At 47.8% G+C, this 14,837-nt stretch carries 18 protein-coding genes; 9 read left to right on the top strand and 9 right to left on the bottom strand.

Annotation, left to right across the window (positions count from 1 at the left end; translation table 11 throughout):
• Positions 1 to 26: 26 nt before the first annotated feature.
• Both ICE94_RS01820 and ICE94_RS01815 read right to left on the bottom strand, forming a co-directional pair.
• Positions 27 to 467, bottom strand: a complete 441-nt coding sequence (locus ICE94_RS01820) for a hypothetical protein (RefSeq protein WP_216148018.1) — start codon at positions 465 to 467, stop codon at positions 27 to 29.
• Between the two features lie 38 nt (positions 468 to 505).
• A complete protein-coding gene (locus tag ICE94_RS01815) occupies positions 506 to 1,072 on the bottom strand; it encodes an META domain-containing protein (RefSeq protein ID WP_216148015.1) in 567 nt (188 codons plus the stop codon).
• Between the two features lie 50 nt (positions 1,073 to 1,122).
• Between ICE94_RS01815 and rpsP the strand changes: the two genes are divergently transcribed.
• The 6 genes from rpsP to ICE94_RS01785 all read left to right on the top strand — a co-directional run bounded on the left by rpsP (position 1,123) and on the right by ICE94_RS01785 (position 4,985).
• Complete coding sequence (gene rpsP, locus ICE94_RS01810; protein ID WP_216148012.1) at positions 1,123 to 1,365, top strand: 30S ribosomal protein S16; 243 nt, start codon at positions 1,123 to 1,125, stop codon at positions 1,363 to 1,365.
• Positions 1,366 to 1,416: 51 nt separating this feature from the next.
• Positions 1,417 to 1,965, top strand: coding sequence for a ribosome maturation factor RimM (gene rimM, locus ICE94_RS01805; protein WP_216148010.1), 549 nt, complete (start codon positions 1,417 to 1,419; stop codon positions 1,963 to 1,965).
• Between the two features lie 4 nt (positions 1,966 to 1,969).
• Positions 1,970 to 2,716: a tRNA (guanosine(37)-N1)-methyltransferase TrmD gene (trmD, locus tag ICE94_RS01800; protein WP_216148007.1), complete on the top strand. Its 747-nt coding sequence runs from the start codon at positions 1,970 to 1,972 to the stop codon at positions 2,714 to 2,716.
• A 73-nt stretch (positions 2,717 to 2,789) separates the two neighbouring features.
• A complete protein-coding gene (rplS, locus tag ICE94_RS01795; RefSeq protein ID WP_216150835.1) occupies positions 2,790 to 3,176 on the top strand; it encodes a 50S ribosomal protein L19 in 387 nt (128 codons plus the stop codon).
• Between the two features lie 157 nt (positions 3,177 to 3,333).
• Positions 3,334 to 4,044: a CoA pyrophosphatase gene (locus tag ICE94_RS01790; RefSeq protein WP_216148004.1), complete on the top strand. Its 711-nt coding sequence runs from the start codon at positions 3,334 to 3,336 to the stop codon at positions 4,042 to 4,044.
• Positions 4,041 to 4,985 (top strand): CobD/CbiB family protein, encoded by a 945-nt coding sequence (locus ICE94_RS01785; RefSeq protein WP_216148001.1) that lies wholly within the window; start codon positions 4,041 to 4,043, stop codon positions 4,983 to 4,985. Before ICE94_RS01790 ends, ICE94_RS01785 begins: the two co-directional genes overlap by 4 nt.
• Here ICE94_RS01785 and rsgA read toward each other — a convergent pair.
• A complete protein-coding gene (gene rsgA, locus ICE94_RS01780; protein WP_216147998.1) occupies positions 4,963 to 5,886 on the bottom strand; it encodes a ribosome small subunit-dependent GTPase A in 924 nt (307 codons plus the stop codon). The genes ICE94_RS01785 and rsgA overlap by 23 nt on opposite strands.
• On the bottom strand, positions 5,883 to 7,139 hold the full coding sequence (locus tag ICE94_RS01775) for a M48 family metallopeptidase (RefSeq protein ID WP_216147995.1): 1,257 nt from the start codon (positions 7,137 to 7,139) through the stop codon (positions 5,883 to 5,885). Before ICE94_RS01775 ends, rsgA begins: the two co-directional genes overlap by 4 nt.
• Positions 7,140 to 7,154: 15 nt before the next feature.
• Here ICE94_RS01775 and orn point away from each other — a divergent pair, with 15 nt between their 5' ends.
• Positions 7,155 to 7,739, top strand: a complete 585-nt coding sequence (gene orn, locus ICE94_RS01770) for an oligoribonuclease (RefSeq protein WP_255539050.1) — start codon at positions 7,155 to 7,157, stop codon at positions 7,737 to 7,739.
• Positions 7,739 to 8,620: an AEC family transporter gene (locus ICE94_RS01765; RefSeq protein WP_216147988.1), complete on the top strand. Its 882-nt coding sequence runs from the start codon at positions 7,739 to 7,741 to the stop codon at positions 8,618 to 8,620. The genes orn and ICE94_RS01765 overlap by 1 nt, the downstream gene beginning before the upstream one ends.
• Before the next feature lie 26 nt (positions 8,621 to 8,646).
• Here the strand turns inward: ICE94_RS01765 and ICE94_RS01760 are convergent, their stop codons facing one another.
• The gene (locus ICE94_RS01760; protein ID WP_216147985.1) at positions 8,647 to 10,350 is read right to left on the bottom strand and encodes a cation:proton antiporter; all 1,704 of its coding nucleotides are present in this window, start codon (positions 10,348 to 10,350) and stop codon (positions 8,647 to 8,649) included.
• A 45-nt stretch (positions 10,351 to 10,395) separates the two neighbouring features.
• Complete coding sequence (mog, locus tag ICE94_RS01755) at positions 10,396 to 11,034, bottom strand: molybdopterin adenylyltransferase (protein ID WP_216147982.1); 639 nt, start codon at positions 11,032 to 11,034, stop codon at positions 10,396 to 10,398.
• A 29-nt stretch (positions 11,035 to 11,063) separates the two neighbouring features.
• On the opposite strand from mog, the gene pmbA reads away from it, so the two are divergent.
• Entirely contained in the window at positions 11,064 to 12,407 is a 1,344-nt protein-coding gene (pmbA, locus tag ICE94_RS01750) for a metalloprotease PmbA (protein ID WP_216147979.1), read from the top strand.
• 13 nt (positions 12,408 to 12,420) lie between these two features.
• On the opposite strand, the gene ICE94_RS01745 is transcribed toward pmbA, so the two are convergent.
• From ICE94_RS01745 to ICE94_RS01735, 3 genes are read right to left on the bottom strand one after another with little or no spacing between them, the layout of a single operon-like run.
• Entirely contained in the window at positions 12,421 to 12,903 is a 483-nt protein-coding gene (locus ICE94_RS01745) for a dihydrofolate reductase (protein ID WP_216859813.1), read from the bottom strand.
• 28 nt (positions 12,904 to 12,931) lie between these two features.
• The gene (locus tag ICE94_RS01740) at positions 12,932 to 13,726 is read right to left on the bottom strand and encodes a thymidylate synthase (protein WP_216147976.1); all 795 of its coding nucleotides are present in this window, start codon (positions 13,724 to 13,726) and stop codon (positions 12,932 to 12,934) included.
• Complete coding sequence (locus tag ICE94_RS01735) at positions 13,723 to 14,823, bottom strand: ABC transporter ATP-binding protein (protein ID WP_216147972.1); 1,101 nt, start codon at positions 14,821 to 14,823, stop codon at positions 13,723 to 13,725. The genes ICE94_RS01740 and ICE94_RS01735 overlap by 4 nt, the downstream gene beginning before the upstream one ends.
• Between the last annotated feature and the right edge of the window lie 14 nt (positions 14,824 to 14,837).

Below are 14,837 nucleotides of genomic sequence, written 5' to 3'. Positions count from 1 at the left end.
AGACATCTCATGGCGAGATGTCTTTTTTATTGGGATATTTTTCTAGCAGCCTCGAACTGGCTGATGAAGTGTTGTTCAAAAGCAATCGCTAAGCCAGACATCAAGACGGCTGCACCAATCATCAGTGAGGCAATCACACAAATAATCACAAGCCAACCAGATTGATTTTGATAGCCGTTATCTGAGTTAAATTGAGCGTCCCACTTTTCATCTGGGCGTAAGCCATACACGATGGTAGTTAGTAAGCTCGCCTCGATGGAAATAAATCCTAAGGCCGCAAAGACCCAGCCAAGAGCGACCGACATGTCGCTGGCGATTAAAAGTTTTACCCCCAGAATGCCTAAAAATAGACTCAGCATATGTAACCAAGCCCAAAGATTGCTCAAGCCTTTGAGGTAAAAAACATTGAGGCCACTGCCCGGTAGCAGTAGGCCTAGAGCGCAGAACAGTAATTTATTTTTCGGCATGACTTCATTGTATTGATTTTGTATAAAACGCATTGTCCCTATCGGCTTTGTTGTAAGCCAAAGCTGAGAACCTCTCCGTCTCGAGCAATCAAAATCAGACGATCTTGATCGCGTAATAGACTGCGATAGTCTTTTAGGTAGCTGAGGTAACGGATTTCTAAATCCATCACATGAGGATCACAGGCTTTGCGTGTCGTGGCCAATGAGCCAATCAGTTGACCTTGCATCGTTTGCATTGGACCAGTAAATGAGTTGCAACCTGTATGCCCACTGACTTGTTGCCCATCTTTAGAAAATTGCAAACTCAGAGTTTGGCCCCGACTCGTATTGCGTTCTTTCATTAAGCCCGATTCGGAACGTGCTTGATGCCAACGAAGCAGGACCCACTGTGTGCCTGCCACATCGCTGGCTCGAGCATTGAGGGGATTTCCGTCACAGGAGGGTGTGGGTAGGGTAGCACAAGCAAAGAGAGTCAAGCTGGAACTAGCGATGAGTACGCGAGAGGGCAGACGTAATCTCTTAAAAATGCCGTAAAAATGGTCTAAGCGCATGATTTTTCTATGTTTTGATGACTGAGTCGATGGGAAACTTAGCTTTTTAAGCATTTGTGCGCTAAAATACTGAGTTTATTTCAGCACTATTGTAAGGAAAACACATGGTCGTCATTCGACTCGCACGCGGTGGTTCTAAGAATCGCCCTTTTTACAGCATCGTTGCCACTGATAAGCGCAACCGTCGTGACTCGAATTTCATCGAGCGTTTAGGTTATTACAACCCGAGCGCTATTGAAACAGAGCAAGGCTTCCGTATCGCTCAAGATCGCTTGACCTATTGGACAGGCGTGGGTGCTCAGTTGTCTCCAACTGTAGCCCGTCTTTTGAAAAACACGAAGGCTTAATTGATTCGGTTAGAGTGCTTGTAAAAGCACTCTCATGATGAGGAGGGCGCTATGGTGGAACAAATTCGCCCCCTCGACTTGGTCCTCGTGGGCCATATCTTTGACGCTCAAGGTATTGCTGGTCTAGTCAAGCTGAAGCCCTATGCTTCAGATCCGGCCGCCATTTTTCACGCCAAAACCCTTTGGTTAGCCAAGCCTCCAGAGACGAGCTCTGCTGCAGTGGCACGTACTTTGTTATCTGCAAAAGAGCATAGCGGCAATGTCTTATTAAAACTATCGGACGTTACCGATCGTGATCAAGCGCTGGCTTTCAAAGGGTATGCCGTCTACATTAGTCGCGCTGATTTTCCTCGTGCCGAAGACAATGCTTACTACTGGGTTGATTTAATTGGCCTACCTGTACGTAATCCTCAGGGGCAAAATTTGGGCGAAGTATTAGAGATGGCCGAAAACGCAGCCCAATCGATTCTCTGTGTGAAGGGCGCTGACCGCACTGAGTGGCGCATGATTCCCTTTGTTGATGGCATAGTGCAATCGGTCAATACAGATTCAGGTAGTCCAGACTATGGCATTGTCGTTGCTTGGGAGCTAGACTGGTAGCACTATGCGCTTTGACATTGTCACTATTTTTCCAGAGATGTTTGCTGCGCTGACCCAATGGGGTATCACCGGCCGTGCTTGCGAACAGGGCTTGGTGCAAGTCAAAACCTGGAATCCCCGAGATTTCACGACTGACCAACGCCGCACTGTGGACGATCGCGCCTATGGGGGTGGTCCTGGGATGGTGATGATGGCCAAACCCTTAGAGGATACCTTGGCCGCTGTAGCCCTCGAGAATCCCGGCCCGGTGATACTTTTATCCCCTCAGGGTGAGCCTTTTAATCAAAAAATAGCCAAAGAAATCAATGATTTGTCTAATGTAACGCTCTTGTGTGGGCGCTATGAAGCGATTGATCAGCGCTTGATTGAACGACGTGTGGACCGGGAGATTAGTCTTGGGGATTTTGTGCTTTCTGGGGGAGAAATACCTGCTATGGCGGTCATGGATGCCGTTATACGCCTGATCCCGGGAGCCTTAGGGGATGCGGATTCGGTGGCCCAAGATAGCTTTATGGATGGTCTTTTAGACTGTTTTCACTATACACGCCCCGAAATTTATGAAAATTTATCAGTTCCAGACGTGCTTTTAGGCGGACATCACGCTAAAATAGCGGATTACCGTCGGAAACAATCTTTGGAACTGACGTTAAAGCGACGCCCGGACTTAATTGAACGGGCTCGTGCAGAAGGTCTGTTGTCTCCTAGCGATGAAGCCTATTTGGTATCTTTGCTAAAGACGATGGGTAAGTAAAACCGCATCCTCTGCCAAGTCCAAGCTATATGCTTCGGAATACAACGTTGGCATGATGTTATTGGAGTTAATGATGAATCTCATCGCACAAATTGAGCAAGAAGAAATTGCTCGCTTAACCGCAAACAAGGCTATCCCTGAGTTTGCTCCTGGTGACACCGTGGTTGTGAACGTGAACGTGGTTGAAGGTAACCGTAAACGTGTTCAGGCTTACGAAGGTGTTGTGATTGCTAAGCGCAATCGTGGTCTTAATTCAAGCTTCATCGTTCGTAAGATTTCTTCTGGCGAAGGTGTGGAGCGTACTTTCCAAACATATTCACCGCTGATCGCAAGCATTGAGCTCAAGCGCCGTGGTGATGTACGTCGTGCCAAGTTGTATTACTTGCGCGATCGTTCTGGTAAGTCAGCACGTATTAAAGAGAAGTTGGTTTCTCGTACGAAAGAAGCAGCAGCTGAGTAATTGGATGCTCTGCAGAAAAAGGCAGCCTCGGCTGCCTTTTTTGTTTCTACACCGACATTGCATGGCCCATGACCTTCATTGAATGCTAAATCTTTTACCCCATCATTCTGATGACCCATCAGCGGAGCTTTAGTCAAAGCCGTATTAAACTAAAACCATGACTTCTGCCGCCCCTCGCAAAGCCCCTTTGTTTGATCCGCAAGCAGTGCCTATTACTGGGCGAGATAGTCATTTGCCAGCTCTAGATGCTGAGCGCTTAACATCAAGCTATTTACGGCGTAGATTTCAGGAAGAGCGTATCTGCGAATTTGAAGTCACTGATGAGAATCGCTTAGCACAAGTCGCTTTAGCCAATACGCAACAAGGACAAGTTTTTCAGCCCAATCCTGCAGCAGTTTTAGTCCCCTTATTAAATCACTCAGAGCTACGTGTTTTATTGACTCAGCGTACCGCCCATTTACATGATCATCCTGGGCAAATTAGTTTTCCAGGTGGGCGCACTGATCCGAATGATCTCAATCCTGAGGCGACTGCCTTAAGGGAAGCGCAAGAAGAGATTGGTTTGAATGATGCAGCGGTCGAGATTCTGGGGCGTTTGCCTAATTATTTGACGATCACAGGTTATGAAGTCACGCCGATTGTGGCTTTAGTTCAACCACAAGAACACTACCCATTCGATCCTTTTGAGGTCGCTGAAGTGTTTGAGGTGCCGCTACATTTTCTGATGAATCCGCAACATCATGAGACACGCACTTGGCAAAGTGAGCAGGGGCAACGTCGTTTTTATGCCATGCCTTATCAAAATAAGTTTATTTGGGGCGCAACTGCGGGTATGCTACGGAATCTTTATCATTTTTTACGAGCATGACATTTTTTTCTATTCTATTAGCCCTCATTGCTGAGCAATATAAGCCTGTTGAAAAAGGGCATTGGATTCACCGCATGACAGATGTGTGGCTCGATCGTGTCGCGACCCACGTTGATAACGGTAGTGAAAGCGGGGCGCGCCTAGCTCTGATTGCAGCCTTAGTTCCCCCTGTGCTACTTGTCATGATCGTCTATGTGATTCTCTTGGGGGTTCAACCTGTTTTAGCATTTGTATGGAGTTTTTTGATGGCCTATTTGTTTTTAGGCTTTCGTCAATTTAGTCATCCATTCAGTGCTATTCATGAAGCCCTTTTAGAAAGAAACCTAGATAAAGCGCGCGAGATCTTGGCCCAGTGGCAAGGCCCAGGAATCCACACTGAGACCATGAGTGAGTCTGAGGTCATTCGTTTAGCACTCGAGCGAGCCATTGTCGGTAGTCACCGTCATGTATTTGGCGTGATCTTTTGGATGTTGATTCCGATTGGGCCAGCGGGTGTGGTTCTTTATCGTCTCGCAGATACTGCATCACAGCGTTGGAGTGCACAAGCGAGCGCAGACTTAGGTGCTGCGGCAAGACGCTTTTTTCAATGGGTCGACTGGGTACCTGTACGTTTGACCGCCATGGGCTTTGCAATCGTGGGTAATTTTGAGGATGCGGTCTACGGTTGGCGTTATCACTTGCGTAAATGGAGTAATGAAACTGAGGCTGTGATTTTGGCTGCCGGTGCAGGCGCTCTTGGAGTGCGTTTGGGTAATCCATTGCCTGAGCCTGATAGTGACGAGGCGCTCAGGATGGCAGAAGCGGGTGAAGCACCTATTTATGATTTAGGCCTAGAAGCCAATATTAGAAGTTTGCGTTCAGCGATTGGTTTAGTCTGGCGAGCCGTGATCCTATGGCTCATGGTGATTGCTTTAACGACTATTTCAGTCTGGCTTGGATAGCATCTGCGTTGACAGATTCGTGGCGTAGCTGTCTAAATAAATCAACCCGTGCTTGACTGATGGAGCCTTGAATGACTTGCTCATGAATGGCGCACCCTGGTTCTTGACCATGCGTACAGTTATGGAATTTGCATTGTCCTAGATGGGGTCTGAATTCAAGAAAAGCATGCTGTAACTCGCTCTCAGACAAATGAGCTAAACCAAACTCTTGAAAACCTGGCGAATCAATCAAACTTCCACCTTCGGGTAGATCATATAAACGGCAAGCGGTGGTGGTGTGTTTGCCACTATCGAGTTTCTTCGAATGTTCTTGCGTCTGCGCAGCAGCATCTGGAATGAGGAAGTTCAAAAGACTAGATTTACCCATACCTGATTGGCCAACCAATACCGAGACTTGATTATGTAATACGGGCAAGAGTTGCCGTACGGACTCAGGATCTTCTTTCACTGACATCTCATGAACGGGGTAGCCCATGGCTTGATAGGGCGTCAAAAGTGCGCGAGCATGCGAGAGTTTTTCTTTTAGATCGCACTTATTCAAAAGAATGCGTGCCCCAATACCTGCTGATTCTGCAGCGACCACCGCACGCCCTAACAGGTCTGGAGAAAATCCGGGTTCAGTAGCTAGAACAATCAGAATCTGATCCACATTGCTCGCAATCGATTTACTCTTATAAGCATCGGAGCGATACAAGAGATTGCGTCGTTCACTAATAGCTTCGATGACTGCTTGATCTTCAGAGCTAGGTAAGATCGTGATCCGATCACCGACTGCAGCAATATGTTGTTTGCCACGGGCAGTGACTTGCCAAATGCTATGGTGGTCTGCGCTGACATCACGGGCTAGATAATGACGGCCATACGAGGCAATCACTTGAGCATCTAGCAGATTTTTCTTCATGCCTGCTGCAAACCCTGTAAATGCATGATTCGTATCGGTGCTGGCGGATGTGAGTCATAAAAGCGCGAGTACCAAGGGTCAGGAGTGAGAGTGGCAGCGTTATCCTGATACAGCTTGACTAGGGCGCTAATTAAATCTTCGGCATTGGCTTTTTCAGCAGCAAAAGCATCTGCCTCAAACTCGTGCTTACGTGAACCCCAACTTTGTAGGGGCGTGAGGAAAAAACTAAAGACAGGTAAAACCAAGCTAAACAAGGCTAAAGCCAAGCCCGCGTTATGGCCATCCATTTCTGGTTGTACACCCAAGCCCAAATAGAACCAGGCTTGTGTAGAGACCCAGCCTAAAAGTGCCAGAATCGCTAAGCTAAAGGCGAATGATTGCCAGAGCCGTTGACGAATGTGGTGGCGCTTAAAGTGACCTAATTCATGAGCCAGTACGGCCTCAATTTCTGATGGAGAGAGGCGCTCGATCAGGGTATCAAAAAAGACAATTCGTTTAGCGCGCCCCATGCCGGTAAAGTAGGCATTGCCATGAGCGCTCCGCTTACTGCCATCCATGATAAATAAACCTTGGCTTTTGAAGTCGCAACGTTGCAAGAGTGCTTCAATACGCTCTTTGAGCGCCAGGTCTTCTAATGGTGAAAAGCGATTAAAGAGTGGTGCAATGACGGTCGGAAATAGCCAAAGCATGAGAGCGCTAAAGCCCATCCAGACTAACCATGCCCAGAACCACCAATACGCACCTGCCTCGCTCATGAGACTGAGGACGACCCATAACAAAGGCAGGCCAATCGCCAAACTGAGTAATGTTCCTTTGATCAAATCACTGATGAATAAACCGAAGCTCATGCGATTAAAACCAAAGCGGCTTTCTAATTTAAATTGTCGGTACCATGCCAAGGGAATATCGATCACGCCGGAGATGAGGCTCAGTGAGATCAGTAATGCAATTTGTTGCGCCACCCCCGGACCCATATAAGCCAGCAGCGTTTCATGTAGCCACTGCAGACCGCCTAAGAGGGTGAATCCCAAGAGGAGGGTGGTCTGGATGATGATGTCAATAAAACTGAGTTTGAGTTTACTAATGCTATAGTCAGCCGCCTTCTGATGGTCGGCTAAACTGATTTTGCTGGCAAAATCGCGGGGGACTTCTGCGCGGTGTTTAGCAATATGCTGAATCTGGCGACTATTGAGGTAATAGCGAGTCGCCACGCTGAAGCAGAGGGCTAATAAAAACAAAAAAGTAAATGTCATGAGATGATTATAAAGATGAGTACAAGTAGAAAGAATGACCGCCTTGTTTGGGTGGATATGGAAATGACCGGTTTGGACCCCCAGACTGACCGGATTTTGGAAATTGCCATGATAGTGACTGACGCCGATCTCAATCTGGTGGCTGAGGGCCCGGTTTTGGTGATTCACCAATCTGATGAATTATTAGACAAAATGGATGCCTGGAATAAGGGCACTCATGGTCGTTCTGGCTTGATTGATAAGGTGAAAGCCAGCACCTTGAGCGAAACCGAGGCCGAGCAGGCCTGCCTACAGTTTCTCAAGGAGCATGTGAAGTCGAGCACCTCGCCCATGTGTGGTAATACGATTCATCAAGATCGTCGCTTTATGGTGCGTTACATGCCCAAACTTGAATCCTATTTCCATTACCGCAATATTGACGTTTCTACCGTTAAAGAGCTCTGTAAACGTTGGCATCCTGAGATTGCCAAAGGATTTCAAAAAAAGCAGGCCCATACCGCATTGGCAGATATTTTGGAGTCTGTCGATGAATTGCGCTATTACAGAGATAAGCTCTTTATACCGACGCTAGGTGATGAGCCGATTGCGGAGGATCGCTAATGTTTTGGCGTATTGCCGGGATTATTACTCCCGTTGTTCTGATTATTTTGGTGGGCTATCTGTATGGGCGTAAGGCGCATCCTGATATGGCGGGTATCAATAAGGCCACCTTGGATGTCATCGCACCACTCTTAGTGGTATCAGCCTTCGTTAGTAAAGACTTTGTCTTGATTGACCAGTGGAGTCTGCTCTTGTGTGGTGTCGCGATTGTGGTCGGCTCAGGTATTTTGGCATGGCCGATTGCCAAAATCAGTGGCATGGATCCCAAAACCTTTGTGCCGCCGATGATGTTCAATAATTGCGGCAATATGGGTTTACCTTTGGCCGTTTTTGCCTTCGGCAGCGCTGGCTTAGCCCCGGCAGTCGCCTTGTTTGCAGTATCTAATCTGATGCATTTCACACTGGGTGTGAAGTTGGTGAACCCGCGCGCACACATCAGTGGTGTATTTGCTAACCCGATGGTGATTGCCACCATCATTGGCATTGTGCTCTCTAGCACCAAGCACTTATTTACCCTACCGGAACCCCTTTATATTTCTATCAAGCTATTGGGCGATGCGACGGTTCCCTTGATGCTCTTTTCCTTGGGCGTGCGTATGAAAGACGCCAATTTGAGTCATTGGCGTGAAGGCTTTTTGGGCGCCATTGTTTGTCCCATCACCGGTCTCATCATTGCACTTTTAATAGCGCCATGGATTGAAATGAGTGATTTGCAAAGGGGCTTACTCTTTGTTTTTGCTAGCTTACCGCCGGCTGTACTTAATTTTCTAGTCGCTGATCGTAATCATCAAGAGCCTGAGCGTGTGGCGTCTATTGTGCTCCTAGGTAATATTTCCGCGATGATTTTTGTGCCGATTGGACTGTATCTAGGTTTGCGCTAAAGTCAGCATGGGGGTATCTCCCATGCTTAAGCTTTCAGAGCCGCTGCGCGACGTGTAATGATGGTGTTCGCTAGTGTTTCAGCTAATTCTTTTTCTGGTGTAAAGGAGTCACCTAAGCCTTCTTGAGTGAACAGCTCTACGTCTTCGTCAGTATTCGCACGAATCAAGATTTGGATACTGGGATTTAAGGTTCTCGCAGTTTCTACCATCTGCTGAATACCCACGGCATCTTTCACAGCAATAATTAAAAAGGCCGCACGTGCAATGTGCGCCTGAATCAGGACTGCTGGATCACTCGCGTCACCACAAACTGCGGGTTGATTATTTTTGCGTAAGTTTTCAACCACCTCGCGGCTTTGTTCAGCAATCACCACTGAAATATTTTCTGCCTGTAGGCGAGCGGCGATATGACGACCTACTCGACCATACCCCACCACCACTACTTGACCGTTGAGGAGGTCATGATGGGTCGACATCGGTAGTTGGGCTAGAGGATCATCGCGAAGATCTAATTTGCGTGCGAACTCAGAGTTTTTCTTTGCCCATTCGATGGCCGGTGAAATCGTATAAAAAGTCAGTGAGTTAGCAGCAATCGAGATCAGGGCTCCTGCCAAGATCAAGCTATAGCCTTCTGCCGGCAGCATATTCATCGCTAAGCCCATGCCTGCCAAGATAAATGAGAACTCACCAATTTGAGCCAAGCTAGCTCCCACAGTCATCGCTGTATTGAGTGGATAACGGAATGCTAATACTAGGGCGATGGCAGCAATCGTTTTGCCGATCATAATGATCGCCACCACAATCAATAATTTCAGGGGCTCATTGATTAAGATTTGTGGATCAAAGAGCATGCCCACAGAGACAAAAAACAGTACGGCAAATGCGTCTCTTAGAGGTAGAGATTCATCAGCGGCGCGATGGCTGAACTCTGATTCACGCATCATCATGCCGGCAAAGAAAGCTCCTAGGGCAAAAGATACATCGAAGAGTTTTGCCGCACCAAATGCCACACCAATCGCAATGGCTACCACGGACAAAGTGAATAGTTCACGCGAACCTGATTTGGCTACTAGCCATAATGTTTTCGGTAAGACACGTTTACCTACAATCAACATGAGCACTATGAAAGCTGTGACCTTGGTCAATGTCACGGCTATCGATTGACCGATGTCAGATAAGCTAGCCGCATTACCGCTGGCGTCACTTAAAAATTCATGGGCGACGGGGAGGAGCACCAATACCAAAACCATGACCAGATCTTCGACCACTAGCCAGCCTACGGCAATGCGCCCATTCGCAGAATCAAGGATGCCACGACTCTCCAGTGCCTTGAGCAATACCACTGTACTTGCGACCGATAAACTTAAACCAAAAACGAGGGCGGCCTCAATCGACCAACCCCAAAAGAGTGCGACGGCACCTCCCAATACGACGGCAGCCAAGATTTGAAAGATTGCTCCTGGGATGGCAATTTTTCTAACAGACATGAGGTCTTGTAATGAAAAATGTAGACCTACGCCAAACATCAAAAGCATTACGCCTATTTCAGCGAGCTGTGTAGCGAGCCCCATATCAGCCTGAAAGCCAGGCGTCGATGGGCCAATCAAAATACCGGCGATCAGGTAACCCATGAGCGGGGGCATCTTTAAAAGATTGGCCAGATAGCCAAAAATCAGGGCTAAACCAAAACCAACCGCCAAAATCGCAATCAGACTAATGTCATGAGGCATAACAAACTTTCTTATGAATGATTCGAGTGTAGTCGAATCAAAAAATCATGGTTGACGTAAGGCTGATTTGGGACGAAAGGTTTTCACGATGGCGGGGTCAGTCTCAATATAGGGGCCACCGATCAGATCGATACAGTAGGGCACTGCGGCAAAGATGCCCGGCACGATTGATTGCCCATGTTCATCCTTTAGCCCTTCGAGAGTCTCGGCAATAGCTTTGGGTTGGCCAGGCAGATTGATGATGAGTGCCGCGTGATCAGTGATCTCACGTAAAACGGCAACTTGCCGAGACAAAATTGCTGTTGGTACAAAGCGCAGGCTAATTTGGCGCATTTGCTCGGCAAAACCGGGCATCTCGCGGGTGGCAACGGCTAGGGTCGCCTCTGGCGTGACATCGCGACGTGCTGGGCCTGTACCCCCTGTGGTCAAAACTAGATCGCAACCATAGTCATCGATCAGTTCTAACAAGGTCGAGCTGATGAGGTCTTTTTCATCAGGGATGAGGCGTGTTTCGCAATGAAGGGGGCCACGAATCACTCGTTGGAGCCAGCTTTCTAATGCTGGAATACCTTCATCGGTGTAGACCCCGCGACTCGCGCGATCGGAGACGGAGACGAGGCCAATCACGATTTCATCAGGGTGCTGCCGCTCGTACTTGAATTTTTTCGATAGGTTTTTGCTCATGATTCTGTAATTCTAGCTATGATTGCAGGATGTTTTCACATTCAGCCCCACAATTTCAGGAATTAATTCAATATTTGCTTGAAGAAGCAAAGGCTTTAGGCGCTACAGATGCCGCTGCTGAGATTTCAGAAGGCTATGGTTTATCCGTGGCGGTGCGTAAAGGTGCGATTGAAACGATTGAACACAATCGCGATAAGCAAGCGGGTGTAACAGTCTTTATTGGTCAGAGACGCGGCAATGCTGGTACGAATGATTTTTCAAAGCCTGCATTAAAAGCGGCTGTTGAGGCTGCATTTCATATTGCGCGACATACTGCAGAAGATGATTGTGCGAGTTTGGCTGCGCCTGAGTTATTAGAAAAACACCCTCAAGACTTGGATTTGTATCACCCTTGGGATTTGAGTACCGAGGAGGCTGTAGAAATCGCCCGTGCTACAGAATCTGCTGCTTTGGATGTGAGTACACAAATCAATAATAGTGATGGAGCCAGCGTTTCTGCACAACAATCCCATTTCATGCTGGGCACGAGCCAAGGCTTTATGGGAGGTTACCCAGTATCTCGTCATTACATTGCTTGCACACCGATTGCCACGGATAGCCAAGGAGCGATGCAAAGAGATAATTGGTACAGTACCTCACGCGTACCTCAAGAATTAGCGAGTCCAAATGCCATCGGTCAGTATGCCGCTCGTCGTACACTTGCACGCCTAGGGGCTCGTTCGCTAACGACGCGTCATTGTCCTGTATTGTTTGAGGCTCCTTTAGCGGCAGGCTTGCTAGGCGCTTTTGTTCAGGCCATCTCGGGTGGGGCGCTGTATCGTCAGTCTAGTTTTTTGCTTGACAGCTTAGGTCAAGAGATCTTTCCCCAGCATATTGATCTGTATGAGGACCCTCATCAACCTCGCTTAACGGGTAGTGCGCCTTTTGATGATGAAGGCGTCAGAACTCAGGCTCGTTACGTGGTCAAGGCGGGCGTTGTGCAAGGCTATTTTTTAAGTACCTACTCGGCTAAGAAGTTAGGCATGACTACCACTGGCAATGCTGGTGGTTCCCACCATTTGCATTTACGTAGTCGCCTGACTCGTAAAAATGATGATCTGCCAGCCATGCTCAAAAAAATGGGTACTGGCTTATTGGTGACTGATCTCATGGGGCAGGGGGTGAACTACGTCAATGGCGACTATTCACGAGGTGCTTTTGGCTATTGGGTAGAAAACGGTGTGATTGCATATCCTGTACAAGAAATCACGATTGCCGGTAATTTAAAAGAAATGTTCCGTCAGATTATCGCTATTGGTGCCGATGAAATTATTCGTGGTACCAAACAGACGGGTTCTATTTTGCTAGAGAAGATGGCTATCGGTGGTCGCTAGACCAGCGAAGCAATTACAAAAGACGACTCTTATAATTCACAAAGGCGTAGCCAATTTCTCCGTTGTGATGCGTTTCACGTGATACTTCTTCCCACATTTCTGGATCAATTTCTGGAAAGTGCGCATCACCAACAACCTCTAAATCTACTTCTGTAACGATTAAGCGATCAGCATAGGCCATCGCTTGGTCATAGATTTGTGCGCCACCAATGATAAAGACCAAAGGTGAGCCTTGGCAGGCGTCGATTGCATCATCTAAGGAGGAGAATACTTCAGCATCTTCTGCATGAAAGCGCGGCGTTCTACTGACGACGATATTGCGTCGGCCAGGGAGCGCTTTGCCAAGAGATTCCCAAGTATTGCGACCCATGATGATGGGGTGTCCCATCGTGGTTTGTTTGAAATGCTTGAGATCCTCAGGGAGTTTCCAAGGTAATTCATTTTCAATACCGATCACGCCGTTTTTGGCGCGCGCCACAATGATGCACAGTTCCATAGTGATTTTATTTCTGAGTGATCTGTCATTAAACAGCGACAGGAGCTTTAATAGGAGGATGGTGTTGATAGCCGATCAGTTCAAAATCTTCATACTCGTAGGCAAAAATACTTTCTGGCTTTCTCTTGATCGATAGCGTGGGCAGGGCGAGTGGCTCACGGGACAGTTGAAGCTGAACTTGCTCTAGATGATTCGTATAGAGATGGCAGTCGCCACCCGTCCACACAAAATCGCCGACCTCTAAGCCCGTTTGCTGCGCAATCATATGCGTGAGTAGCGCATAGCTCGCAATATTAAAGGGGACGCCCAAAAAGATATCGGCACTACGCTGATAGAGTTGGCAAGATAAGCGCCCATCTGCAACATAAAACTGAAAGAAGGCATGGCAAGGGGGTAAGGCCATGCGCGGAATATCTGCGACGTTCCAAGCTGACACAATCAAGCGACGTGAGTCTGGATTGGTTTTAATTTGATCCATCAACTGGCTAATTTGATCAATGTGTTCGCCATTAGGAGCAGGCCAAGAGCGCCACTGATAGCCGTAAATAGGACCTAATTCACCATCTTCTTTGGCCCATTCATCCCAAATGGTCACACCACGTTCTTTGAGCCAATTGTTATTGGTGCTGCCTTGCAAAAACCAAAGTAGTTCATAGATGATCGACTTGAGATGGAGCTTCTTCGTCGTTACAACAGGAAAGCCCTCGCGCAAATTAAAGCGCATTTGGTGGCCAAATACGGATAGGGTGCCAGTGCCGGTGCGATCAGATTTATGAGTGCCATGATCGAGAACATGGCGCATGAGGTCGTGATATTGCTTCATGCTGTCATTCTAGCTGATTCGTTTTTGGCAAAAGTAATCACGTGATCGACTTCCAGGCGAATGCCAATTTTTTCACCAATCGCATGATCGTGGTGACTAGGCACCATGGCCATCAGTTCTTGTCCAGAATCGAGTTTTAGCTTGTATAGAAAATCACCGCCCCTAAAAGCCTTGTGTGTGACTTCAGCTTGTAGGGGGCTATGGTCATCATGCACGATATCATCCGCACGCAAAAGTACATCCACCACTTCACCGGGCAAGCCATAGCTTGATTGTGGCAAAGGCAGTTCACCAATTTCAATTTTTACTGAGGGGCCCGCCTGAGTGACGCCAGGTACAAACACCCCATACCCCACGAAGTCCGCCACAAAACGAGTGGCAGGACGGTGATAAAGATTGTAGGCGCTGTCCCATTGCACCAATTGACCATTGACCATGACGCCTACATCATCAGCAATGGCAAAGGCTTCAAATTGGTCATGCGTGACCAAGAGGGCCGTAGCCCCATTGGCTTTGAGAATCTCGCGTACTTCGCTGGCTAGTTTTTCTCTTAAATCGACATCAAGGTTCGAAAACGGTTCGTCTAAGAGGAGAAGTTCAGGTTCTGGGGCCATAGCACGGGCTAGAGCAACGCGTTGCTGTTGTCCTCCAGAAAGTTCATGAGGGTAGCGTGAACCAATGCCGGGTAAGCCCACGCGTGCGAGCCACTCATCTGCTTTTTTGAGGGCTTCGGGCTTAGATAGATGTCGTAAACCAAAAGCCACGTTTTCAGCATTACTTAAATGAGGAAAGAGGGCATAGTCCTGAAAGACCACGCCCACACGACGTTTTTCGGGGGCAATCGTTAATTCGGGTGAGCTCACTACTTGTTGATCAAGCGTAATCTTGCCAGCGCTCACAGGTTCAAAACCACAAATCGCCCGCAGGACCGTCGATTTGCCACAGCCTGATGGGCCGAGTAAGCAACCAATCCGGCCATGACGCAGTTGCAGGCTTAAGCCGTTCACCACCGGGTTCCAAGAGCCGTATTTAGCCCCAGGATAACCCACATGAATCCCATCAATATTTAAATGTATTGGATTGTTATCGATAATCATTCTTATAATTGTCG

Origin of the sequence: Polynucleobacter sp. MWH-Loch1C5 (genome assembly GCF_018881775.1) — a bacterium.
GTDB lineage: Bacteria > Pseudomonadota > Gammaproteobacteria > Burkholderiales > Burkholderiaceae > Polynucleobacter.
The sequence above is the reverse complement of the archived record's forward strand: the minus strand, read 5'-3'. Positions and strand labels throughout refer to the sequence as shown.

Bases quoted from the DNA above. Each gene is read 5' to 3' on its own strand.
- ICE94_RS01820 (WP_216148018.1), bottom strand. From the start codon at position 467: ATGCCGAAAAATAAATTACTGTTCTGCGCTCTAGGCCTACTGCTACCG.
- ICE94_RS01815 (WP_216148015.1), bottom strand. From the start codon at position 1,072: ATGCTTAAAAAGCTAAGTTTCCCATCGACTCAGTCATCAAAACATAGA.
- rpsP (WP_216148012.1), top strand. From the start codon at position 1,123: ATGGTCGTCATTCGACTCGCACGCGGTGGTTCTAAGAATCGCCCTTTT.
- rimM (WP_216148010.1), top strand. From the start codon at position 1,417: ATGGTGGAACAAATTCGCCCCCTCGACTTGGTCCTCGTGGGCCATATC.
- trmD (WP_216148007.1), top strand. From the start codon at position 1,970: ATGCGCTTTGACATTGTCACTATTTTTCCAGAGATGTTTGCTGCGCTG.
- rplS (WP_216150835.1), top strand. From the start codon at position 2,790: ATGAATCTCATCGCACAAATTGAGCAAGAAGAAATTGCTCGCTTAACC.
- ICE94_RS01790 (WP_216148004.1), top strand. From the start codon at position 3,334: ATGACTTCTGCCGCCCCTCGCAAAGCCCCTTTGTTTGATCCGCAAGCA.
- ICE94_RS01785 (WP_216148001.1), top strand. From the start codon at position 4,041: ATGACATTTTTTTCTATTCTATTAGCCCTCATTGCTGAGCAATATAAG.
- rsgA (WP_216147998.1), bottom strand. From the start codon at position 5,886: ATGAAGAAAAATCTGCTAGATGCTCAAGTGATTGCCTCGTATGGCCGT.
- ICE94_RS01775 (WP_216147995.1), bottom strand. From the start codon at position 7,139: ATGACATTTACTTTTTTGTTTTTATTAGCCCTCTGCTTCAGCGTGGCG.
- orn (WP_255539050.1), top strand. From the start codon at position 7,155: ATGAGTACAAGTAGAAAGAATGACCGCCTTGTTTGGGTGGATATGGAA.
- ICE94_RS01765 (WP_216147988.1), top strand. From the start codon at position 7,739: ATGTTTTGGCGTATTGCCGGGATTATTACTCCCGTTGTTCTGATTATT.
- ICE94_RS01760 (WP_216147985.1), bottom strand. From the start codon at position 10,350: ATGCCTCATGACATTAGTCTGATTGCGATTTTGGCGGTTGGTTTTGGT.
- mog (WP_216147982.1), bottom strand. From the start codon at position 11,034: ATGAGCAAAAACCTATCGAAAAAATTCAAGTACGAGCGGCAGCACCCT.
- pmbA (WP_216147979.1), top strand. From the start codon at position 11,064: ATGTTTTCACATTCAGCCCCACAATTTCAGGAATTAATTCAATATTTG.
- ICE94_RS01745 (WP_216859813.1), bottom strand. From the start codon at position 12,903: ATGGAACTGTGCATCATTGTGGCGCGCGCCAAAAACGGCGTGATCGGT.
- ICE94_RS01740 (WP_216147976.1), bottom strand. From the start codon at position 13,726: ATGAAGCAATATCACGACCTCATGCGCCATGTTCTCGATCATGGCACT.
- ICE94_RS01735 (WP_216147972.1), bottom strand. From the start codon at position 14,823: ATGATTATCGATAACAATCCAATACATTTAAATATTGATGGGATTCAT.